Origin of the sequence: Paenibacillus sp. 102 (genome assembly GCF_039549175.1) — a bacterium.
Classification (GTDB): Bacteria; Bacillota; Bacilli; order Bacillales; family Bacillaceae_G; genus Bacillus_A.
On sequence record NZ_JBCGHT010000003.1, the window covers coordinates 405,010 to 426,575 of the forward strand.

Sequence of the window (21,566 nt, forward strand, 5' to 3'; positions counted from 1 at the left end):
TTTCGAAGAGGAGGAGATTTTATTGCAACAACCTTCTGTTATTTTGCAAGATGTATCAAAAAGTTTTGGTAAAAAAGAAGTATTACACAATATTTCACTATCTGTATCAGACAAAGAGATTTTTGGTTTAGTAGGTCCCTCGGGTTCTGGGAAAACGACACTTATTAAAATGATTGCTGGTATTAGTGAAGCAACGATTGGTAGTGTAATAGTTTTAGGAACGAAAATGCCTAACTTAAATGGTATGAGGCAAATAGGGTATATGGCACAGGCAGATGCGCTGTATGAGGAGTTATCAGCTTATGAAAATGCAGATTTTATCGCAACGATGTATGGATTGAAAGGCAAGCATAAGAAAGAGCGAATTGAAGAAATTCTTACATTAGTTCAATTATCACAGCATGCTAAAAAACAAGTACAGCATTTTTCCGGTGGAATGAAGAAACGTTTATCACTTGCTATCGCACTTCTACATGAGCCTAAATTATTGATTTTAGATGAACCAACTGTTGGAATTGATCCAGTTCTTCGCAAATCTATTTGGGAGAAATTTTATGAGCTCAAAGAACAAGGAACAACGATTATTGTGACAACACATATTATGGACGAAGCTGAATTTTGTGAACGTCTTGGATTAATTAGAGATGGGAAGTTAATTGCGACAGGAACCCCAAATGACTTGAAAGAACGAACTTCATCGGGACGAATTGAAGATGTTTTTCTATTGGCAGGAGGGGTTGAGTCATGAGAGTCAGCGGTGTAATTATTCGGATTATTCGTCAGTTTCTTCGAGATAAACGATCACTGGCAATGATGTTTGGCGCTCCCATGTTACTTCTTTGGTTATTATCACTTGTGTTTACACAAAAGGACTATATACCTCAGATTGCATTAGTAGATGTTCCAGCACCTATAGTGGAATCAATGAAAAAACAAGATGCTACCATCTATGAATATGGTAAAGAAGATGCACGTTCTAAGTTGGAAAATCAACAGATAGATGCCATTATAACTTTAGAAAATGGAAAAGTAAATGTATTACTGGAAGGTAGCGATTCTTCAAAAAATCGTGCCGTACTACAAGTACTGCAAAAGGGTACAGAAAAAAATGAAATGCCTGGTTTGAAAACAGAAATTGATTTTTTACATGGTTCCGCAGATTTTACGATGTTTGATGGACTCGGACCGGTATTAATTGGCTTTTTCACATTCTTCTTTGTCTTTATTTTATCAGGAGTTTCTTTTGTCCGAGAACGTTTAAGTGGGACATTGGAAAGACTGCTATCTACTCCAGTGCGCCGCTGGGAAATTGTTGTTGGTTATATAGTTGGATTTGGTATTTTTGCGTTTTTACAGTCTGTTATTATTGTAAGTTTCTCTGTTTATATTCTTGATTTATATGTAGCAGGATCACCGTGGCTTACGTTACTGATTACGTGTATGCTTTCACTAACAGCATTAACACTAGGTACTTTTTTATCGGCATACGCCAATAACGAGTTTCAAATGATTCAATTTATCCCACTTGTCATTGTGCCGCAAATTTTCTTTTCAGGATTGTTTCCAATGGAATCAATGAATAAGTGGCTACAAATGCTCGGGAAGTTATTCCCGCTCACATATGGTGCTGATGCGATGAGACAAGTGATGATTCGTAATCAAGGATTTAATGAAATTGCAAGCGATCTTGGTGTGTTACTTCTTTTTGCGCTATTATTTGCAGTAGGGAATGTATATGCTTTGAGGAAACATCGCAGAATATAATTTTTATAAAAAGGGGCATGATGAATGAAAAAAGATTGGTTGGAAGAGTTAATCGCTAGTGCAGATACAGATAAGCGTAATGAACGACAGATGCGTATATTAGAAGCGGCGGTTGATATGTTTGGAGAAAAAGGATATGCATCCACTTCAACAAGTGAGATTGCAAAGCGTGCCGGTGTAGCGGAAGGAACAATCTTCCGCTACTACAAGACGAAAAAAGATTTACTATTGGCGGTTGTCATGCCAACTTTAACAAAGTTTGCTGCACCATTTTTTGTACAAGCTTTTGCAAAAGAAATCTTGGAGAAGACGTATGCAACGTATGAAGAATTCTTAAGAAAAGCAATTCGAAATCGATTTGAATTTGCTAGAAAACATTTTCCGATGTTAAAAATTTTAATACAAGAAGTACCGTTTCAACCAGAATTAAAAAATGAAATACAACAATTAGTAGAGAAAGAACTTTTTTCTCGCTTTAAAAAATTAATTGTACATTTTCAGGAACAAGGACAAATTATTGAAATGCCAACACCTTCAGTTATCCGCTTTACTTTATCAGCTATAATGGGGTTAATTTTAACTCGATTTTTATTATTACCTGAAGAAAAATGGGATGATGAAGTGGAAATTGAAAATACAATTCAATTTATATTATACGGATTGACGCCACGAACGTTGCTATAATAACGTTTGTTGGTCTTTATTTTCGTATTTGCAAACATTGACTATCCAAAGGTAATTTTTCTGAAAGTTTTAACGGCTTCTTCTTGCATGTTGGGTAACACATGAGTAACACATGAGAGTAAACTCTTCGCAGCATGGCTAGAGTTTCTTCCTTTATTTAAGCTCACGAATAATTAGTGTTACAAAGCGAGAAAAAATACCGGCTCTTATGAGTCGGCTTTTTTCTTGTGTGTTTGTCCACGCATAGGGATTATGAATATTATATACATGTGAGTTTGATATAACACCTCATTATCAAAAGTAAATAAATTATCTAAAGTACTCTATAAATGGGACAAGTATAAGAAGCAAAATCTTCATTTTTGCATTAAATATAATAGTATAGATATAGATAAGTGAGGTGAATTTTTTGTACCCATTTAATAGAAAAAATTGCAGACCTCGTTCTGTTTCTTATCCTACTCCTTGCATCGTTTCCACAGCTACATTTAGTAATTTGTCTCCAATTGTTATACCATCCGAAGGTCTAGCAACACCATATCCATCTAGCATTAATGTTACAGGTTTATCTGGTGGGGTTGCTCAAGTTACAGTGACATTAATCGGTTTGACTCATCCATTTCCTGATGATGTTGATATTTTACTTGTAGGACCACAAGGACAAAACGTTATTCTTATGGCAGATGCGGGAGATGGGTTTGGTGTCAATAACGTTATATTAACTTTTAACGATTTTGCGCAATCTTTACTTCCTGATAACAGTCAAATTGTCTCTGGTACATTTCAACCAACTAATTATCTCGGGATTGATCCTATACTTATAGATACTTTTCCCTCGCCAGCACCATCACGACCATATGGATCGGCTTTAAGTGTTTTCAATGGAATAGATCCAAATGGTGTATGGAACCTTTTTGTATTTGATGATTTTGTTGTGTTTGATGGTTCTATCATGGGAGGCTGGACACTAAATATTACTACTACTATTTGTTCTTAAAAAATCGTTATATGGTAGTAGATGCAAAATGAACCCGTTTTTCTTGTATGTTTACCTCGTTATAGAAGGGAGAACTTCTGGCTTGTAGATGACGAATCTATGATTCTCCATCTTGGCAGAGTAAAGATGTTGTTGATACTTTAGATGCAGGATTAGGATTTACAATCGATACAAAGGTAACTGTTAATGGATCACCACAGTACAAAGTACACAACAGTAAAGGCATACTATGTTACTGCAAACGAAGCTTATGTACATGTGAGGTGAATAAAAAAAGCCAGTTCATAAGAATTGGTTTTTTGTTATATTTTGGATTTTATTTTTGATTACAATTTCCACTTAGGGGAAAGGTAGTAGAGTGTTTTAAACCATTTTTACTGAATGTATAACTCTTCTAATTTTTATCTAATAAAGCATTAACTTTATTGTTATTTATGCAACAAGAGTAAGACATTATTAAATTTTAAAGCTGTATTGGTTTATATGCTAGTGCTATATCTACTATTTGTTCTGGAGTAAGATCTTCATCATTCCAATATAGTAAATCACTTACTTCTGGATGTGGAACATTTCTTTCTACAACTTCTATCATTTCATCAATCTCTTCTTTAGTTCCTTCACATTCTACAATTTTACTCACTAGATTTATCAGTTCTTCTCTTGTTAATTTTTTTAACATATATTTCACTCCTTATTTATTAAAATGGAATCCCTTACTTAAAATTTCTTGATGCATTCTTGGAGAAGATATTACTATATTATCTAAATCATAAACGCCTCCTCCATTGTGAATAGGATTCCTATGATGTAAAACATAACTTGTTTGTTTTCCATAATATTGTGATTTTGGAGCTTTTGGTGCTAATCCGTTACTCATTCTCTTAATGTTAGATTTACTAAACTCATTTGCATAACTTGACTTTGAATATTCTTCCCAGAAAGCTTTTCTAAATGCCTCAAAATTACTAAATTCTCTACCTCTTAAGTTATCTATTTGTCGCACTTTGGATTGTATCCGAAGCATTTCTCATCTGCGTAGCGATTTGTTGTGCCGCTTGAAAATTACTTTAAAATTGTCCCATCGCATTTACCCTTTCTATATTTCTATGAACGTATTAAGGAAGGGGAGTGCCTAGTATGTATGCCCATTATTTTACTGTTCTTCATAGGAACACTCCTGGAAAAAATACTACGGATATAATTATAATAATAAATGGTTAAAGTTTCCTTGGAAAAATACAGTTTATTCCATATGTGTTTCTCGTAGTTTTTAACAGGCTGCTAAGATAATAGAGGTAAAAAGGGAGAAAAGAATATATAAAGAAGAAATATAAAAAAGTGCTAACAAGTTTGCAAACGAACTTGCTAACACTTATATGAAATAGATATAAATTATCGCTGATATGTCACTGATATATAGTCATAATAAAAAGAGACAATACAAACTAACCTTGCTTAGAATACTCATCGTAGTACAATTTATATTATACGGATTAACGCTGCGGAGGTAATAAAATGCGACAATTTGCAAAACCAACAGTTGTTGTAAGTAAATGCCTAGAATTTGATGCTTGTCGTTATACTGGGGAAATGATTTCTGATGTTACAATTCGAAATTTACAACCGTTTGTTACATTTATTCCAGTATGTCCTGAAGTAGAAATTGGATTAGGAATCCTTCGTGAAACGATTCGAGTTGTTGAAGATAGCGGAATTCACAAACTTGTACAACCTTCAACAAAAGAAGATGTAACAGAGAAAATGCAAAGTTTTTTTGATCAATTTTTAAATTCTTTACCAGATGTTGATGGTTTTATTTTAAAGAATCGTTCTCCAAGTTGTGGAACTAGAGATGTGAAAATTTATACAGGATATGAAAAATCACCAGTAAAAGAGAAGGGTGCTGGTTTGTTTGGTGGCGCTGTATTAAAAAAATTTTCGCATATTGCAATAGAGGAAGAAGGTAGATTGTCGAATTTTATTATCCGCGAACATTTCTTTACTAGGCTGTTTACAATCGCTAATTTTAAAACATTAAAACATAATAGAGACTTGAAAGATCTCATTAATTTTCAGTCTGCTTATAAATATTTATTTATGGCATATAATCAAGTGAAACAGAAAGAATTAGGGCGTATTATCGCGAATCAGAAAAAGGAAAAGGTTGAAGTTGTTTTTGGAAATTATGAGAAGACTTTGCATGAATTGTTAATGCACACACCGCGCTATACATCGAATATAAATGTATGTGAGCATATTTTTGGATACTTTAAAACGAAGTTAAAGAGACAAGAAAAAGAGCATTTTTTGGAATTACTTCACAAGTATGCTGAAAAGAAAATTCCACTTAGCAGTTTGCTTGCAATCTTAAAATCATGGGCGATTCGATTCGAAGAAAATTATTTATTACGACAGACATATTTTGAACCGTATCCAGAAGCATTAGTAGAAATATCAGATTCAGGTAAAGGCAGAGATTATTAAAGAAAAATCGCATAATTCGACACGATTATTCCTATGTTGTTGTAGAACAATGTAGGAATTTTTTTGTGCATGAGTACAGAATCTGTTTTAAAATTAAGTTATGACAGAATTATAACAATTATCTAACTACTATTCTTGTCTTTTAAAAAGCAATGTTTGTTGTACAGGCTCGTACGCTGTCGAAACTCAATATTCGATAAGGGGTGTATAGCGGAATGGAATTTACTCTAACTCGCGAAAAACAAATGATTAAAGAAATGGTACGTGACTTTGCTGAAAAGGAAATCGCACCAAAAGCTGTGTATTATGACAAAACAGCCGAATTTCCATATGAAACGTTTCAAAAAATGGGCGAACTAGGTTTGTTAGGAATCCCATTCCCAGAAGAGTATGGAGGTTCTGGTGGCGATACTTTATCGTACGCATTAGCTGTTGAAGAAATTGGCCGTGCTTGTGGCGGTACAGGTTTAAGTTATGCCGCAACTATTTCATTAGGTGCTTCTCCAATTTATTACTTTGGTACAGAAGAACAAAAGCAGAAGTATTTAGTTCCAATGGCATCAGGAAAAACATTAGGTGCTTTTGGTTTAACAGAGCCGAATGCTGGATCCGATGCAGGTGGCACACAAACAAAAGCGTTTTTAGATGGTGATGAATATGTGATTAGCGGTGAGAAGTGTTGGATCACAAATGCTGAGTATGCAAATACAATTATTGTAACCGCTATCAACGGTGTCGAAGGAAATGGAAAAAAACGTATTTCCGCATTTATTGTACCAACAACAAGTGAAGGATTAACGATTTCAAGTCCATACGATAAGATGGGTGTTCGCGCTTCTAATACTTGTGAAATCGTACTTGATAGCGTTCGTGTACCGAAAGAGAATATTCTTGGTGATGTAAATAAAGGCTTTAAGCAATTCTTATATACACTTGATGGAGGGCGTATTTCAATTGCAGCATTAGCTGTAGGGATTGCACAGTCTGCTTTTGAGCGTGCACTTCAATATGCAAAAGAGCGCCAACAATTCGGAAAAACGATTTCTAATTTCCAAGCGATTCAATTTAAACTGGCAGATATGGCTACTGAAGTGGAATTGGCGCGTAATTTAGTACATAAAGCAGCTTGGTTAAAAGATCATGATAAACCTTTTGGTAAAGAAGCGGCTATGGCAAAATTATTTGCATCTGAAGCAGCAAGCCGTATTGCGAATCAAGCCGTGCAAATTCACGGTGGATATGGTTATATGCGTGAATATGAAGTAGAGCGTCATATTCGTGATGCAAAACTTTTAGAAATTGGTGAAGGAACTTCTGAAATTCAACGTCTCGTAATCGCAAGACATTTAGGGTGTAGATAAAAGGAGGACTCACTATGTTTCAAAAAATATTAATTGCGAATCGTGGAGAAATTGCAGTTCGAATTATAAAAACTTGTCGAAAGCTTGGAATTCGTACCGTTGCTATTTATTCCGAGGCAGATGAAAATGCTCTTCATGTAAAACTAGCAAATGAGGCGTATTTAGTTGGTGGCCCGCGTGTTCAAGAGAGTTATTTAAATCTTGAAAAGATAATTGAAATTGCTAAGAAAACAAATGCGGAAGCGATTCATCCAGGGTATGGATTATTGTCAGAAAATCCTTCCTTTGCGATTCGCTGTAAAGAAGAAGGAATTGTATTTATCGGTCCTTCTGAAGAAATTATTGCTAAGATGGGAAGCAAAATTGAATCACGTTTGGCAATGCAAGAAGCAAATGTTCCAGTTGTACCAGGTATTACAACAAATATTGAAACTGCTGAAGAAGCAATTGAAATCGCAAAACAAATTGGTTATCCATTAATGTTGAAGGCATCCGCGGGCGGCGGAGGCATTGGAATGCAGTTGATGGAAACTGAGCAAACGCTCACCAAGGCGTTTGAAAGTAATAAAACGCGTGCGCAAAACTTCTTTGGTAATGGTGAAATGTACTTAGAACGATATATTGCAGATGCACATCATATTGAAATTCAGCTTTTAGCTGATACTCATGGAAATACAGTGTACTTATGGGAACGGGAGTGCTCTGTACAGCGCCGAAATCAAAAAGTGATTGAAGAAGCACCGTCTCCATTTTTAGATGAAGAGACACGTAAGGCAATGGGAGAAGTTGCTGTACAAGCGGCAAAAGCTCTTGGTTATACAAATGCAGGTACTGTTGAATTTCTTGTAGATGATAAGAAAAACTTCTATTTCTTAGAAATGAATACAAGATTACAAGTGGAGCATCCTGTTACAGAAGAAATTACTGGACTAGACCTTGTAGAACAACAATTACTCATTGCATCTGGTGACAAACTCTCCTTTACACAGGAGGATATCAATCTTAGCGGTCATGCCATTGAAGCACGTATTTATGCGGAAGACCCAAAAACATTCTTTCCATCACCTGGGAAGATTACGGATCTAACGTTACCAGAAACTGTGCGCATTGATCACTTTTTAGAAAATAATGTGACAATTACACCGTTTTATGATCCGATGATTGCAAAAGTAATTGCTCATGGTGAAACGCGTGAAGAAGCAATTAAAAAATTACAGGATGCACTTCAAAACTTGAAAGTAGCAGGTATTAAGACAAATACATCCATGCTATTGCAAGTGCTAGAAGATGAAGTCTTCCAAAGTGGTATTTATACAACAGGTTTTGTAACAAAACAACTTGTAAAAAAATAAGGTTCATGAATATTAAAGGGGGAAAAAATGATGACAAAAGTGTATGCATCGATGGCAGGAAATGTTTGGAAGATTGTTGTGGGAGTAGGAGATACAGTAGAAGAAGAACAGGATGTCGTCATTTTGGAATCTATGAAAATGGAAATTCCAATCGTTTCAGAAGAAGCTGGCACAGTCATGAAAATTAATGTGCAAGAGGGCGATTTTGTAAATGAAGGAGATGTATTGGTAGAGATTGAATAGGGAGAAGAAGGGGTGAAATGTATTGAAGCTACCAACTTTTGCTGTCATTAAAGAAGTGGGACCACGTGATGGTTTGCAAAATGAAAAGAAAATTGTTAGCACAAAAGATAAAGTGAAATGGATTCAATTACTTTCAGAAGCTGGATTATCATATATTGAAGTTTCCTCTTTCGTTCACCCAAAATGGGTTCCTGCTTTAGCTGATGCGGGTGATGTATTTGCAGAGTTAAAGCGGAATTCAGATGTTACATATGCTGCGCTTGTTCCAAATCAAAATGGTTTGGAACGAGCTCTTTTGCAAAATGTAGATGAGGTGAATGTTTTTTTATCAGCAAGTGAGTCACATAATAAAAGTAATATCAATAAGTCTATTAATGAAGCATTATCTGTCGTGCAAGATATTACAAAGCAAGCTCAGTTCGCAGGTAAAAGAGTAAGAGGTTACGTTTCTACTGTTTTTGGTTGTCCTTATGAAGGAGACGTGAGCATTGATGCTGTAGATGAACTATGTAATCAACTCTTTTCATACGGTATTTATGAAGTTTCTCTTGGAGATACGATTGGTGTAGCAAATCCATTGCAAGTAGAGCGTGTACTAGAACAATTACTTAAAAAATATGATTCTTCTCAATTTGCGATGCATTTTCATAATACGTACGGGATGGCACTTGCAAATGTCGTTCAGTCATTGGAATACGGTGTTACGACATTTGATAGTTCTTGTGGCGGTCTTGGTGGTTGTCCTTATGCACCAGGAGCATCAGGAAATGTGGCGACGGATGATTTAGTACATATGCTCCATAAAATGGGCGTACAAACAAATATAAATGAAGAAAAGCTATTAAAGGCTAGTCAATTTATACAAAGTAAGTTAAATATTCAATTGCCAAGTCATGTGTATAAAGCATTGCAACATAAAACAATAAGTAGGTGATAAAATGCTACAATTACAAAACATTTCAGTAGATTATGTAACACCGCATATCGTAAAAATAACATTAAATCGCCAGCGACAAGCAAACTCGTTATCTCTTGCATTATTAGAAGAATTGCAGTCTACATTAAGCGATTTAAATGAAGAGACTAATGTTCGTGTCATTATTTTAACGGGGGCTGGTGAAAAATCATTTTGTGCCGGAGCTGATTTAAAAGAACGTGCCAATATGAATGAGGAGCAAGTACGCCATGCAGTTGGAATGATTCGTTCTACAATGGATATGGTCGAGCAATTATCACAACCTGTTATTGCTGCAATAAATGGAATTGCACTTGGTGGTGGTACCGAATTAAGTTTAGCGTGTGATTTTAGAATTGCAGCAGAAACAGCAAGCCTTGGACTTACTGAAACATCTTTAGCTATTATCCCAGGAGCTGGTGGTACGCAGCGTCTGCCAAGACTAATTGGTGTCGGCAGAGCAAAAGAATTAATCTATACAGCGAGACGTATTTCAGCGTATGAAGCAAAGGAATATGGAATGGTAGAGTTTGTGGTACCAGCTAACTTACTAGAAGAAAAAGCAATTGAAATAGCAGAACGCATTGCTAGTAACGGCCCGATTGCTGTTCGATTAGCAAAACAAGCAATCTCAAACGGTATACAAGTAGATTTGCATACCGGATTACAAATGGAAAAGCAAGCATATGAAGGCGTAATTCATACGAAAGATCGATTAGAAGGATTACAAGCATTTCAGGAAAAACGTAAACCGATGTATAAGGGGGAATAAATGTGCTAGATCAAAAACAACAATCGAATTCGTTTACAGAACGTGTTGAAACAATTAAACAAGGCGGAGCACCGAAATATCATGAGCAAAATAAAGCGAAAGGAAAAATCTTTGTTCGAGATCGCTTAGCTCTTCTATTTGATAATGGTGAATATGTAGAAGATGCATTATTTGCAAATTGTGAGCAAACAGGCTTACCGGCGGATGGTGTTGTAACAGCAACAGGAAAAATACATGGCCGTACTGTATGTGTTATGGCAAATGATTCAACAGTTAAGGCAGGATCATGGGGTTCTCGCACTGTTGAAAAGATTTTACGGATCCAAGAAACAGCTGAAAAATTACGTGTGCCACTTTTCTATCTCGTTGATTCTGCAGGTGCGCGTATTACTGACCAAGTTGAAATGTTCCCAGGCCGCCGTGGCGCAGGACGCATTTTTTATAACCAAGTGAAGCTATCAGGTAAGGTACCACAAATTTGTTTACTATTTGGTCCATCAGCAGCTGGAGGTGCTTATATTCCTGCTTTCTGTGACGTTGTCATGATGGTGGAAGGAAATGCTTCTATGTATTTAGGCTCTCCGCGTATGGCTGAGATGGTTATTGGTGAAAAAGTAACACTAGAAGAAATGGGTGGCGCTCGCATGCATTGCTCCGTATCAGGATGCGGTGATGTTTTATGTAAGACTGAAGAAGATGCAATCGCTCAGGCAAGACAATATATTTCTTACTTTCCAAGTAATTATCAAGAAAATGCTCCTAAGGTAACACCTCAAGAACCAAAGCAGTTCGAAAAAACGTTAGAACAAATTATCCCAGAAAATCAAAATGCACCTTTTAATATGAAAGATCTTATTAATCGTATTATCGATGAAGGTTCTTTCTTTGAAGTGAAAAAATTATTTGCACAAGAACTTATTACAGGATTAGGAAGAATCGATGGGAACCCTATTGGTATCGTCGCAAACCAACCACGCATGAAGGGCGGCGTATTATTCCACGATTCTGCCGATAAAGCAGCGAAGTTTATTAATTTATGTGATGCGTATCATATTCCATTATTATTCCTTGCCGATGTACCTGGATTTATGATTGGAACGAAAGTTGAGAGAGCCGGTATTATTCGTCACGGTGCGAAAATGATTTCTGCAATGAGTGAAGCGACAGTACCGAAAATTTCAATCGTTGTTCGTAAAGCATATGGTGCTGGTCTATATGCAATGGCAGGCCCAGCTTTCGAACCTGATTGCTGTCTTGCATTGCCGACGGCTTCTATTGCTGTAATGGGACCTGAAGCTGCCGTTAATGCGGTATATGCAAACAAAATTGCAGCGTTGCCAGAAGAAGAACGTGCAAGCTTTATCGCAGAAAAACGTGAAGAGTATAAACAAGATATTGATATTTACCGTTTAGCATCTGAAATGGTGATTGATGGTATTGTTCATCCGAATGATTTACGCGAAGAGTTAAAGAAACGCTTTGACATGTACATGAGTAAATATCAAGTGTTTACAGATCGAAAACATCCAGTTTATCCAGTATAAAAGCCCTATTTAGGACTTTCTTGTTCGAAAAATGAGGAGGGGAAAACATTGAAGCAAGCCGTTTGGTTTCCAACAGAAGAATATAAAGATAAAACACGTTTATACGGGTGGATGAAATCGCTTGGTTATGAAGATTATGAAGCATTTTATGATAAGTCAATTGAAGAAACTGCATGGTTTTGGGGAGAAGCAGAACGTGCAGTTGGCTATCAATGGATGAAACCATATACAGAAGTATTAGATTTAGCAAACGGTACACCGTTTGCACAGTGGTATAAGGATGGGACATGCAATGTGGTAGAATCTGTATTATCTCGTTGGCTTGCAGATGAAGAGACAAAACAACAACCTGCCCTCATGTATGAAGGGGAAAACGGAACAACAAAATCATTTACATATGAAGAGCTTGATAGCTGGGTGAGCCGAGTTGCTAATGGACTCAAGCATTCTGGAATTGAGAAAGGTGACCGTGTAACGATTTATATGCCGATGATCCCAGAAACAGTTGTTGCCATGCTAGCAGTAATGAAAATCGGTGCGATTATTTCCCCGATTTTTTCTGGGTTCGCATCTGATGCAGTCATGACGCGTGTACAAGCTGCAGGATCAAAAATGATTATTACAGCCGATGGATTCTCACGCCGCGGTAAAGTTGTTTCTTTGAAAGATGAAGTAGATAAAGCGTGTGAACAATGTCCATCTGTTGAGAAAGTTGTTATTGTTCGCCATGCTGGAAATGATTTTACACCTCATCATTATGACATTTCATGGAGTGTTTTAGAAAAAGAAAAACCATTTACACATGCTGAAGAAATGAAAAGTGATGACCCGCTTATGCTCATTTATACATCTGGGACTACTGGTAAGCCAAAAGGAACGGTTCACACGCATGCTGGGTTCCCTCTGAAATCGGCATTTGATGCAGGATTTGGTATGAATATTAAGCAAGGTGACCGTGTATTATGGGTGACTGATATGGGCTGGATGATGGGACCGTTTTTATTATTCGGCTCTCTTATTAATGGGGCTACAATGGTCATGTACGAAGGGGTTCCTGACTATCCGGAAGCAGATCGCTTATGGGAAACGGTTGATCGATACCAAATTACGCACCTTGGAATTTCACCAACATTAATTCGAGCACTGATGGCAAAAGGTGATGAATATGTAAAGAGACACGCTCTAGAAAGTTTAGAAGTATTCGCATCAACGGGTGAACCTTGGAATCCAGATCCTTGGATGTGGCTTTTTGAAACAGTTGGAAAAGGGAAAGTGCCAATTTGTAACTATTCAGGTGGAACAGAAATTTCTGGAGGAATATTTGGGAATGTCCTAGTTAAACCAATTGCACCGATTAGTTTTAATGCACCTTTACCTGGAATGGCAGCGGTTGTATTAGATGAACAAGGTAGTCCAATCCGTGATGAAGTTGGAGAATTATGTTTAGAAAAACCATGGGTTGGAATGACGAAAAGTTTCTGGGAAGATGACGAACGCTATGTCAATACGTATTGGTCACGTTTTGGAAATAAATGGGTACATGGTGATTGGGTAATCTATGACGGAGAGCAATATATTATTACAGGACGTTCTGATGATACATTAAATATTGCTGGGAAGCGTATCGGACCAGCTGAATATGAATCGATTATTGTAAAGCACCATGATGTAATCGAAGCAGCAGCAATAGGTGTACCAGATGATGTGAAGGGCGAGGTTTGTCACTGTTTCGTTGTTTTACGAGAAGGGACAATATTTACAACGGAACTCAAAAAAGAGCTGATGAATTTAGTAAATTCACATATTGGAAAGGCGTTATGTCCAAAAGATATTCATGTTGTAGAAGATTTGCCGAAAACGCGCAATTCAAAAGTGATGAGACGAGTAATTAAAGCGGCGTATTTAGGAAAGGAACTGGGTGATTTATCTTCTTTAGTAAATCCAGAGGTTGTTTCATATATTCAAGGATTAAAAGCTAAACAAATATAAGAATAAAAAAATGAGTTCTTTATAAAGAGCTCATTTTTTTATTGTCTCTATTTTAAACAAAGTATAGGACAGTTGTTTGTTTTCTGGTATCTATGTGTTTGTCTCTATCACTTTATTTCTTTTTACATAACTTATAGTAAAAGGATAAAGGGGTGAAATTATGGGTTGTCGTGAAGGTTGGTATGAAAAAAAATATTCTAAGTGTAGCGATTCAAAAAGACATTCTTCATGTTGGAATGATCATGATGATGACTGCTGGAAAGAATTTAAGAAGTGCAAAAAGGATCAAAATGAAAAATGCGATTGTTGTTGCACAACAGGTCTAGTTAAGAGACTTAGAGCTTTGATAGGTACAGGTATTGTCGTAACAATTACTACTAAAAGTGGTGCTACAGTGACTGGTACTGTTGCGGCTGTATCATGTGACACTGTTGATGTTGTTGATGCTGCAACTACTACACGGACAACAGTTTCGGTTTGCGAAATTGAGTCGTTCTCAAGACCAAGTGCGATTTAGTTGATAAAAGGCTGCTCTACTTAGGGCAGCCTTTTAATAATTTGTAATGAGCACCAGACATTACATATGTATTGAAAAAGTCTCATATATTTTTCTCTTTCCTAATGGAGTGATGTGTATCGCTCTTGAGTGTTCAGCTCTAGCAATCCAATTTTCATTTAACATTTTCTCCAAAATCGCGTTCCCTAAAGATCCCGCTATATGATGCTGCCTTTCACTCCAGTCTAAGCAACATTTTGAAAAAAACCTTCTTTTTTTATGTAATGAATCTAAATCAATACCAAAACTTTCAAAGAATTCTTGTCCATTTTTCGTTACTTTAAATTGTAAACCATCTTTGATTAATATTTCATTGTCTAAAAGTGATTTTGTAATTTCAACACCTAATTTTCCAGCTAAGTGGTCATAGCAAGTTCTGGCATATTGAATTTCTTTAGACTCTTTTGATTGTTTAAAGGATCGAATGGGTTCTGGAGGGGCTAAATATAGTATTTTTTCTAGTGATTCTGCGATTTCATAATTGGCTATTTTGTAATAACGATGTCTACCGTGTTTTTCAATCTCAACAATCTGCGCTTCATATAATTTTTGAAGATGAAAACTGGCTGTTTGTGGTTTGATTTTCGCTATGTGAGCTAGTTCAGTAGCTGGATGTGGACGTCCATCCAAAAGTTGAACTAGAATTGTTGCACGTGATGTATCACTAATAAGAGCAGCTATTTTTGCTACATTTACATTCATTTGTATCACTCCTTATTTTACATCCATATTTCGATGATAATGGAATTATTTGTGTTTTACAATGTAAATGGAGTAATAAGAATAGGAGTGATTTTATGGATTTTACATTTCAACAAGGTTCCTGTAAAGAAATTAAACCTAAAATTTTATATTACGGAATGCCAATTTATTTATTATCAACATTAAATGAAGATGGAACAACAAATATAAGTCCAATGTCTTCTTCATGGGCTTTAGGTAACTATATTATTTTAGGTGTTGGACTTGGAGGAAAATCAATTGAGAATCTTGAAAGAAACAGAGAGTGTGTAATTAATTTACCTTCTTCATTGCAGTGGGAGCAAGTAGAAAAAATTGCGCCTTATACAGGAAAGGAAAATATCCCGGTCTATAAACAAGAAATGGGATATACATATCAAAAAGATAAATTTACAATAGCGGGTTTTACACCATTTGATTCACAATTCGTAAAGCCACAGCGTATTCAAGAATGTCCACTACAAATTGAAGCGAAGGTAAAAGATATTCGAATTCCTGAATATGATCCTTTCTTTGCAATTGTTGAAACCGAAGTTATTCGTGTACATGCACATGAAGAGATTATAAAAGGAGAAAATCATATAAACCCACAAAAATGGAGTCCGTTATTTTATAATTTTAGACATTATTTTTCAAAAGGAAAAGAGTTAGGGAAGAATTATCGAGCAGAAAGTTAATAATGCGTGTTTTCAAGTTACATGGAATGAAGAGGTGTAAGAGAAAATGATTGAACTTAAATATTTCGAAAGAAGCGATTTTAAACAATTAATAGATTGGATTGATTCAGAGAAATTTTTATTACAATGGGGAGGACCGGTATTTTCATATCCATTGCAGGAAAAACAATTAGAGAAGTATATAGAAAATGCAAATGATGAGAACGCAAATACATTTGTATATAAAGTGATAGATAAAGAAACCAGAAAGGTTATAGGACATATTTCACTTGGGAAAATTGACCGTGTAAATAAATCTGCAAGAATTGGAAAAGTTTTAGTTGGTGATACCAGTATGAGGGGGAAGTCTGTTGGGAAAAAGATGATGGAAGAGGTACTTAAAGTTGCCTTTGAACAATTAGATCTATATAGAGTTTCTCTTGGCGTATTTGATTTTAATGCATCAGCTATCGTATGCTATGAAAGAGTGGGTTTTGCAAAAGAAAGGCTATTAAAAGATGCTAGAAAAATAGGAGATGAGTATTGGAATCTTTGGGAAATGCGTATTTTAAAACATGAATGGTTTAACTAAGTTTCCGAATAGAATTCTCTTACTTCAAAATTCGGTTTCTTCTAAAGTATTAGGTATAAAAATATAGCTATCTTTAAAGCGAATATTCCGTTGTTATGTTCTTAGATAGCACCTTTATAGATAATAGTATTATAAATTAAAAGAATTTTCTGTGTAAGTGATATCACGGTATTGACTGGGTACGTATAAAAAAGGAGATGTTCTAGTAAGAAAATGAATATGAGCAAAGAATACGAAAAATATGTAAATATAGATGGGGTTGCATTATATACAAAAGTAATAAAAGGGAAGAAGGATAGTCCAGTAATTATCATGGATGCTGGATACGGTGATTATTCAAAAGCTTGGTATCAAGTTGCGGAGAGAATTATAGAATACGGGACAGTACTTTTATATGACCGAGCTGGTTTAGGGAAAAGTGAAAAAAGTCCAAATGCACGTATTAGCTCTGAAATGGTAAAAGAATTAAAAGAGTTATTGCAACAATTACAGTTAAAACCACCCTACATACTTATAGGGCATTCGTTTGGTGGCATCAATGTAAGGTTATTTGCTTCCTTTTATCCAGAAGAAACTGCAGGGTTAATATTAATAGATTCAACGCCGGAAAACTATAGAGATGATTTTTTACCCATAATGTCACCTGAATTTCAAGAAGCATATTATAAACAATTTATATATGAAGGCACTTATGAAGAGTTTATGAGCAGCTTATATGAGGCAGGTCTTCATTGTAAATCAATAGGGAATATTCCACTCGTTATAGTTGCTGCTGGAAAAAAAGCATTTTATTCTTCTGAAGCTCAAGTAAAGTGGTTACAAATGCAAAAAGAATTATTACAATTATCAAATAACCATAGATTGATTATTGCACCTAATAGCGGTCATTATATTCAAAGAGATGAGCCTGAGTATGTGATAGAGGCTGCTAGGTGGGTACTATCTCATATGTAAAAGGAGCGAATTTGATTGAAAACTTTATTTCGATACAATTGGCAAGTAAGAGATCAATGGTTTGAATGGTGCAAACACCTTTCGGAAGATGATTTACTCTGTAAACATGTTGGAGGAGTAGGGAGTATTTTCGAAACTTTGTTTCATATTGTAGATGTAGAATATAGCTGGATACGTGCTCTTCAAGGAGAAGATGATTTGGATCTGCAATTTCAAGACTATCAATCACTTGAAAAAGTGAAGGAACTTTCGGATTCCTTTAAAAATGAAATGAAATCTTTTTTACAAACATGGTCAAGTAATTTAGAGGATAAAATATTAACAGCCTCGTGGACTAATGAAACGTTTAAATACGGTGAGATAGTACGTCATGTAATTGCACATGAAATCCATCATATTGGTCAATTATCTATTTGGGCAAGAGAGTTGAATCTTCAGCCTGTTTCAGCAAATTTAATTAGAAGAGGTTTAATGGAGTAAACAGAGAAATCTATTTTGTGAAAAATTTGTAAAGTGGTGGTTGTCCTGAAAAGTATTATACCTAATAAAATTCATATCATCGGTTCTGTTGGAAGTGGAAAAACAACCTTAGCAAGAGGATTGTCTTCTCAACTAAATATTCCTTATTATGAGTTAGATAATGTTGTTTGGAGAAGGACTAAAAATGGAGATGTAAGAAATACACCTGAGGAAAGAGATGAACAACTTTCTACTATTGTACATTCAGATGCTTGGATTGTTGAAGGTGCCCATCATCAATGGGTATCGCAAAGCTTTCAAAGTGCAGAATTAATTATATTTTTAGATGTAAGTGTAGCTAAGAGGATAGCCAGAATAATAAAAAGATTTATTTTGCAGTTGCTTAATTTAGAAAAGGCTAACTATACACCTACATTTGAAATGTTTATGAAAATGTTTAAGTGGACAAATGATTTTGAAAAAAATAGTAAAAGAGAGATTTTAAATATGTTGAGACAATATGATGATAAATTATTTATATTAAAGGATAATACAGAAATTGAATTATCAAGAGTATGCAGATGAGTTCTATTAGGAAAAAGAAAAATAAGATAAACCGACTTGTTTTGAAAATATAAGTCGGTTTTTATGTAAAAGAGGGTTTGAAATTAAAAATCCTCTGAATCTTTTTTTCGTATATGTATAAATAGTAAAATAGCGATAACAAGAAAAATTGTTAGTGTTTGTAAAAATAAATTTTCAAACTGAAGCATAGATATCCAGGATTTCACATAATCTTTAACGGATTGAAGAGATGGAAGATGAGCTGGCTCGGAACCATAAGTAAATAGTTTTTTTGTTTCGATAAACACGCTATTTTCTCCGTTCGCCTCCATTACAATGGAAATAAATCTTTTGTTACCCTGTTTTACTGTACCAGCAAAACTATATCCAGTAGTATTTGAAAAACTAGTTTGTAAACCATCAACTCCTTTAAATTTTACATTGCTATCAAGTGAATACAACATTTTATTTGTATTGAAAACATGTATATCTTTGAAGGTGAATTGATAAGAAGTTAATTGAGCGATTTCCAATATCATAGGAAAATCTGTTATTAAATGCTGGGCTAATTGTGAGGCATCTAAGACTGTTATTTTAGATTTTTCTTCTTTATTCATTATGCCAGTTGCATTGGCGAAATAAGTTTTATTAGATAATCCCAATTGTACCGTTTTTTCATTCATTAAATTTGTAAAGTCTTTTTCGTTTTTGGAAACATGTTCTGCTAAAGATACGGCGGCACTATTGTCAGATGCAAGAACCATTGCATGAAACAAATCACGAACCGTTATGTTATCTTTAGTGGTTATTTCAATATTATCTTCTTCTGTTTGAATAGAAGATTTACTTATTTTTACAAGATCATCCCACTTGATTTTTCCTTTTTGTATTTCTTCTAACACAATGTACTCTGTCATCATTTTTGATAAACTTGCTGAGGAGAAAGGGGTATCTTCCTTTTTTTTATATACAATTTCTCCTGATTTTGCATCTATTAAAATAGCTGATTTCGCTTGAATTGAAGGTCCGTTTACATAGAAATAAAAATAAAACACAAGAATTGCAGTAATAAGAAAAGACAAGATAAGAAGCATCAAATTCTTAAAATGTTGCATAATCTATCCTCCTTGTATATCGATGTTACTAGTGTAATAATTAATAGTTAACTAGGAGGAAAGAAAAGTTAAAGAATTTCTAAAGAATTATAAGGAAAATATTAAGATTGGATAATTATGGTCGTGATGAAGGAGGGAGTGTACTTTCATTCACATTTAAACATTAAGAAGATTTGGCATTAGCAGACAAGAATAGAAGTAAATTATGAGATGGAAATAGTAGTTAGAGATGAAAATTCTCTTTAAGTCGAGTGGAGGAAGAATTTTCATGTGTAAAAGGATTTCATTTTCTTTTGTGGAATGTTAATCATATTTACCTTATTAAAATTTGGAAAGGAGAATATTTATGAAGCATTCCTTATTGGAGACAAATACAGATCCAGGAAAGAAAGAATCATTGCTTACACGGTGTGCAAATGTATTTTCGAGATGGTCCCAGAAATATGTCCCGGATGCCTTTGTTATCGCTGTGCTGCTCACTTTATTCACTTTCATGGTAGCCTTGTTGATGAATCCCACAAAGCCATACGCAATCGTAAAATCTTGGGGGGATGGTTTTTGGACTTATTTAACTTTTACAATGCAAATGGTATTGCTAATGGTTACAGGGATGACGTTAGCTTCCGTCCCTTTTATTAATAGAGGTTTGCAGTTTGTTGCCAAGTTAGCTGATACACCTCAAAAGGCTTATACGATGACTTTTTTGATCAGTGCAATTGCATACTATATAAATTGGGGACTAGCGGTAGTTGTGGGAGCGATTATTGCGAAGGAAGTGGCGAAAAAAAATCCAGATGCACACTTTCCATTACTCGTAGCAGCTGCTTATGCTCCGACAGCCTTATATAGCGCAGGTCTCTCCAGTTCTATTGGCTTGACAATTGCTACAAAGGATCATTTTCTTGCAGATATGATTGGAATTATTCCTACCTCGCAAACAATCTTTAGTTACTCTACTCTAATTATTTTTTTTACTCTATTCATCACGATGCCAATAATTATCGTACTTATGGCTCCAAAAAGCGGGATTATTAGGTATAAAGCACCTGAAATAGATACAAAGTCTTTTGTAAAACCTTCTCAAAAGGATTTAACCACTGCGGAAAAATTGGAATGGACACCGATTTTAGGAATAGTATTAGGTGCAATCGGCACGTTGTATTGTTTGTATGAATTCATAAACGGTCGCAGCTTAGATTTAAATATCATTAATTTGTTTTTCTTGTCACTTGGTTTACTATTACATGGTTCTCTTGGCAACTTTGCACAAGGATTCAAAGAATCCGCACAATCCATTTCTCCAATTATCCTACAGTTTCCGTTTTATGCAGGGATTATTGCTGTTTTAGGAAGTTCAGGATTGGGAAGCTCTATCATCGAATGGATGGCATCCATTGCGTCAAAGGACACATTTGATATATTTACATATTGGTCAGCGGGATTGGTAAACTTATTGGCGCCATCTGGCGGGGGGCAATGGGCTTTGCAAGGACCACTGCAGGTCCCGGCAGGGTTGAAGCTAGGTGTAGATCCCGCTACTATTGCTATGGCGGTAGGCTGGGGGGACGCATGGACAAATCTGATTCAGCCGTTCTGGGCATTACCTCTATTAGGAGTGCTAGGGTTGAAAATTAAAGATATCATGGGCTATTGTTTCATTCTCTGCATTTGGGTCGGGATTGTTACAAGTTTATTGATGCTATTTGTATATTAGCTTTAGTAGGAATACGCATTGCTATCAAGGTAAGGTCTTGAAATACCCTTAAAATGAAAGTAAAACGGAT

24 protein-coding genes and 2 pseudogenes are annotated in these 21,566 nt (G+C 35.4%); 21 read left to right on the forward strand and 5 right to left on the reverse strand.

Annotation, left to right across the window (positions count from 1 at the left end; all coding sequences use genetic code 11):
• Positions 1-22 precede the first annotated feature (22 nt).
• From AAIE21_RS11250 to AAIE21_RS29590, 5 genes and pseudogenes are all read left to right on the forward strand, one after another.
• Positions 23-748, forward strand: a complete 726-nt coding sequence (locus AAIE21_RS11250; RefSeq protein ID WP_343266840.1) for an ABC transporter ATP-binding protein — start codon at positions 23-25, stop codon at positions 746-748.
• Positions 745-1,764 carry an ABC transporter permease gene (locus AAIE21_RS11255; RefSeq protein WP_343266841.1) on the forward strand — a complete coding sequence of 340 codons (1,020 nt, stop codon included), beginning with the start codon at positions 745-747 and terminating at the stop codon, positions 1,762-1,764. The genes AAIE21_RS11250 and AAIE21_RS11255 overlap by 4 nt, the downstream gene beginning before the upstream one ends.
• A gap of 24 nt (positions 1,765-1,788) precedes the next feature.
• Complete coding sequence (locus AAIE21_RS11260) at positions 1,789-2,448, forward strand: TetR/AcrR family transcriptional regulator (RefSeq protein ID WP_343266842.1); 660 nt, start codon at positions 1,789-1,791, stop codon at positions 2,446-2,448.
• A 409-nt stretch (positions 2,449-2,857) separates the two neighbouring features.
• Positions 2,858-3,445: a hypothetical protein gene (locus AAIE21_RS11265; RefSeq protein ID WP_343266843.1), complete on the forward strand. Its 588-nt coding sequence runs from the start codon at positions 2,858-2,860 to the stop codon at positions 3,443-3,445.
• A gap of 92 nt (positions 3,446-3,537) precedes the next feature.
• Positions 3,538-3,712 (forward strand): annotated as a pseudogene (locus AAIE21_RS29590) (N-acetylmuramoyl-L-alanine amidase); the annotation flags it as partial.
• A gap of 196 nt (positions 3,713-3,908) precedes the next feature.
• On the opposite strand, the gene AAIE21_RS11270 reads toward AAIE21_RS29590, so the two are convergent.
• The 3 genes and pseudogenes from AAIE21_RS11270 to AAIE21_RS11280 form a co-directional block, all read right to left on the reverse strand.
• On the reverse strand, positions 3,909-4,124 hold the full coding sequence (locus AAIE21_RS11270; protein WP_343266844.1) for a bacteriocin immunity protein: 216 nt from the start codon (positions 4,122-4,124) through the stop codon (positions 3,909-3,911).
• A 12-nt stretch (positions 4,125-4,136) separates the two neighbouring features.
• Positions 4,137-4,448: a colicin gene (locus AAIE21_RS11275; protein WP_343266845.1), complete on the reverse strand. Its 312-nt coding sequence runs from the start codon at positions 4,446-4,448 to the stop codon at positions 4,137-4,139.
• Positions 4,435-4,527: pseudogene (locus AAIE21_RS11280) on the reverse strand (TIGR04197 family type VII secretion effector); the annotation flags it as partial. The gene AAIE21_RS11275 and the pseudogene AAIE21_RS11280, both read right to left, overlap by 14 nt.
• 433 nt (positions 4,528-4,960) lie before the next feature.
• Here AAIE21_RS11280 and AAIE21_RS11285 point away from each other — a divergent pair.
• From AAIE21_RS11285 to AAIE21_RS11330, 10 genes are all read left to right on the forward strand, one after another.
• Positions 4,961-5,929: a YbgA family protein gene (locus tag AAIE21_RS11285; RefSeq protein ID WP_343266846.1), complete on the forward strand. Its 969-nt coding sequence runs from the start codon at positions 4,961-4,963 to the stop codon at positions 5,927-5,929.
• A gap of 215 nt (positions 5,930-6,144) precedes the next feature.
• On the forward strand, positions 6,145-7,290 hold the full coding sequence (locus AAIE21_RS11290; protein WP_343266847.1) for an acyl-CoA dehydrogenase: 1,146 nt from the start codon (positions 6,145-6,147) through the stop codon (positions 7,288-7,290).
• Positions 7,291-7,304: 14 nt separating this feature from the next.
• Complete coding sequence (locus tag AAIE21_RS11295) at positions 7,305-8,642, forward strand: acetyl-CoA carboxylase biotin carboxylase subunit (protein WP_343266848.1); 1,338 nt, start codon at positions 7,305-7,307, stop codon at positions 8,640-8,642.
• A 27-nt stretch (positions 8,643-8,669) separates the two neighbouring features.
• A complete protein-coding gene (locus AAIE21_RS11300; RefSeq protein ID WP_002056745.1) occupies positions 8,670-8,885 on the forward strand; it encodes an acetyl-CoA carboxylase biotin carboxyl carrier protein subunit in 216 nt (71 codons plus the stop codon).
• Between the two features lie 22 nt (positions 8,886-8,907).
• Entirely contained in the window at positions 8,908-9,819 is a 912-nt protein-coding gene (locus tag AAIE21_RS11305; RefSeq protein ID WP_343266849.1) for a hydroxymethylglutaryl-CoA lyase, read from the forward strand.
• Between the two features lie 4 nt (positions 9,820-9,823).
• A complete protein-coding gene (locus tag AAIE21_RS11310; RefSeq protein WP_343266850.1) occupies positions 9,824-10,612 on the forward strand; it encodes an enoyl-CoA hydratase in 789 nt (262 codons plus the stop codon).
• 2 nt (positions 10,613-10,614) lie between these two features.
• A complete protein-coding gene (locus AAIE21_RS11315) occupies positions 10,615-12,156 on the forward strand; it encodes an acyl-CoA carboxylase subunit beta (protein WP_343266851.1) in 1,542 nt (513 codons plus the stop codon).
• Between the two features lie 48 nt (positions 12,157-12,204).
• A complete protein-coding gene (locus AAIE21_RS11320; RefSeq protein ID WP_343266852.1) occupies positions 12,205-14,145 on the forward strand; it encodes an AMP-binding protein in 1,941 nt (646 codons plus the stop codon).
• 152 nt (positions 14,146-14,297) lie between these two features.
• Complete coding sequence (locus tag AAIE21_RS11325) at positions 14,298-14,471, forward strand: hypothetical protein (RefSeq protein ID WP_343266853.1); 174 nt, start codon at positions 14,298-14,300, stop codon at positions 14,469-14,471.
• A gap of 17 nt (positions 14,472-14,488) precedes the next feature.
• Positions 14,489-14,662 (forward strand): hypothetical protein, encoded by a 174-nt coding sequence (locus tag AAIE21_RS11330; protein WP_343266854.1) that lies wholly within the window; start codon positions 14,489-14,491, stop codon positions 14,660-14,662.
• Between the two features lie 60 nt (positions 14,663-14,722).
• Here the strand turns inward: AAIE21_RS11330 and AAIE21_RS11335 are convergent, their stop codons facing one another.
• Entirely contained in the window at positions 14,723-15,403 is a 681-nt protein-coding gene (locus AAIE21_RS11335; protein ID WP_343266855.1) for an ArsR/SmtB family transcription factor, read from the reverse strand.
• Positions 15,404-15,498: 95 nt separating this feature from the next.
• On the opposite strand from AAIE21_RS11335, the gene AAIE21_RS11340 reads away from it, so the two are divergent.
• From AAIE21_RS11340 to AAIE21_RS11360, 5 genes are all read left to right on the forward strand, one after another.
• Positions 15,499-16,119 carry a flavin reductase family protein gene (locus AAIE21_RS11340; protein ID WP_343266856.1) on the forward strand — a complete coding sequence of 207 codons (621 nt, stop codon included), beginning with the start codon at positions 15,499-15,501 and terminating at the stop codon, positions 16,117-16,119.
• Between the two features lie 46 nt (positions 16,120-16,165).
• Positions 16,166-16,690, forward strand: a complete 525-nt coding sequence (locus AAIE21_RS11345) for a GNAT family N-acetyltransferase (RefSeq protein ID WP_343266857.1) — start codon at positions 16,166-16,168, stop codon at positions 16,688-16,690.
• Between the two features lie 219 nt (positions 16,691-16,909).
• Positions 16,910-17,644, forward strand: a complete 735-nt coding sequence (locus AAIE21_RS11350; protein WP_343266858.1) for an alpha/beta fold hydrolase — start codon at positions 16,910-16,912, stop codon at positions 17,642-17,644.
• Positions 17,645-17,659: 15 nt separating this feature from the next.
• A complete protein-coding gene (locus tag AAIE21_RS11355; RefSeq protein ID WP_343266859.1) occupies positions 17,660-18,124 on the forward strand; it encodes a DinB family protein in 465 nt (154 codons plus the stop codon).
• Positions 18,125-18,160: 36 nt separating this feature from the next.
• The gene (locus AAIE21_RS11360; protein ID WP_343267003.1) at positions 18,161-18,688 is read left to right on the forward strand and encodes an AAA family ATPase; all 528 of its coding nucleotides are present in this window, start codon (positions 18,161-18,163) and stop codon (positions 18,686-18,688) included.
• An 83-nt stretch (positions 18,689-18,771) separates the two neighbouring features.
• Here AAIE21_RS11360 and AAIE21_RS11365 read toward each other — a convergent pair whose 3' ends face one another.
• Positions 18,772-19,782, reverse strand: coding sequence for a D-alanyl-D-alanine carboxypeptidase family protein (locus AAIE21_RS11365; RefSeq protein WP_343266860.1), 1,011 nt, complete (start codon positions 19,780-19,782; stop codon positions 18,772-18,774).
• Between the two features lie 346 nt (positions 19,783-20,128).
• Between AAIE21_RS11365 and AAIE21_RS11370 the strand changes: the two genes are divergently transcribed.
• On the forward strand, positions 20,129-21,496 hold the full coding sequence (locus AAIE21_RS11370; protein ID WP_343266861.1) for a short-chain fatty acid transporter: 1,368 nt from the start codon (positions 20,129-20,131) through the stop codon (positions 21,494-21,496).
• Positions 21,497-21,566 lie beyond the last annotated feature (70 nt).

What these genes read in the sequence shown, in the direction of transcription:
- AAIE21_RS11255 (WP_343266841.1), top strand. Translation starts at nt 745, where the DNA reads ATGAGAGTCAGCGGTGTAATTATTCGGATTATTCGTCAGTTTCTTCGA.
- AAIE21_RS11260 (WP_343266842.1), top strand. Translation starts at nt 1,789, where the DNA reads ATGAAAAAAGATTGGTTGGAAGAGTTAATCGCTAGTGCAGATACAGAT.
- AAIE21_RS11270 (WP_343266844.1), bottom strand. Translation starts at nt 4,124, where the DNA reads ATGTTAAAAAAATTAACAAGAGAAGAACTGATAAATCTAGTGAGTAAA.
- AAIE21_RS11285 (WP_343266846.1), top strand. Translation starts at nt 4,961, where the DNA reads ATGCGACAATTTGCAAAACCAACAGTTGTTGTAAGTAAATGCCTAGAA.
- AAIE21_RS11290 (WP_343266847.1), top strand. Translation starts at nt 6,145, where the DNA reads ATGGAATTTACTCTAACTCGCGAAAAACAAATGATTAAAGAAATGGTA.
- AAIE21_RS11295 (WP_343266848.1), top strand. Translation starts at nt 7,305, where the DNA reads ATGTTTCAAAAAATATTAATTGCGAATCGTGGAGAAATTGCAGTTCGA.
- AAIE21_RS11300 (WP_002056745.1), top strand. Translation starts at nt 8,670, where the DNA reads ATGATGACAAAAGTGTATGCATCGATGGCAGGAAATGTTTGGAAGATT.
- AAIE21_RS11310 (WP_343266850.1), top strand. Translation starts at nt 9,824, where the DNA reads ATGCTACAATTACAAAACATTTCAGTAGATTATGTAACACCGCATATC.
- AAIE21_RS11335 (WP_343266855.1), bottom strand. Translation starts at nt 15,403, where the DNA reads ATGAATGTAAATGTAGCAAAAATAGCTGCTCTTATTAGTGATACATCA.
- AAIE21_RS11340 (WP_343266856.1), top strand. Translation starts at nt 15,499, where the DNA reads ATGGATTTTACATTTCAACAAGGTTCCTGTAAAGAAATTAAACCTAAA.
- AAIE21_RS11345 (WP_343266857.1), top strand. Translation starts at nt 16,166, where the DNA reads ATGATTGAACTTAAATATTTCGAAAGAAGCGATTTTAAACAATTAATA.
- AAIE21_RS11350 (WP_343266858.1), top strand. Translation starts at nt 16,910, where the DNA reads ATGAGCAAAGAATACGAAAAATATGTAAATATAGATGGGGTTGCATTA.
- AAIE21_RS11365 (WP_343266860.1), bottom strand. Translation starts at nt 19,782, where the DNA reads ATGCAACATTTTAAGAATTTGATGCTTCTTATCTTGTCTTTTCTTATT.
- AAIE21_RS11370 (WP_343266861.1), top strand. Translation starts at nt 20,129, where the DNA reads ATGAAGCATTCCTTATTGGAGACAAATACAGATCCAGGAAAGAAAGAA.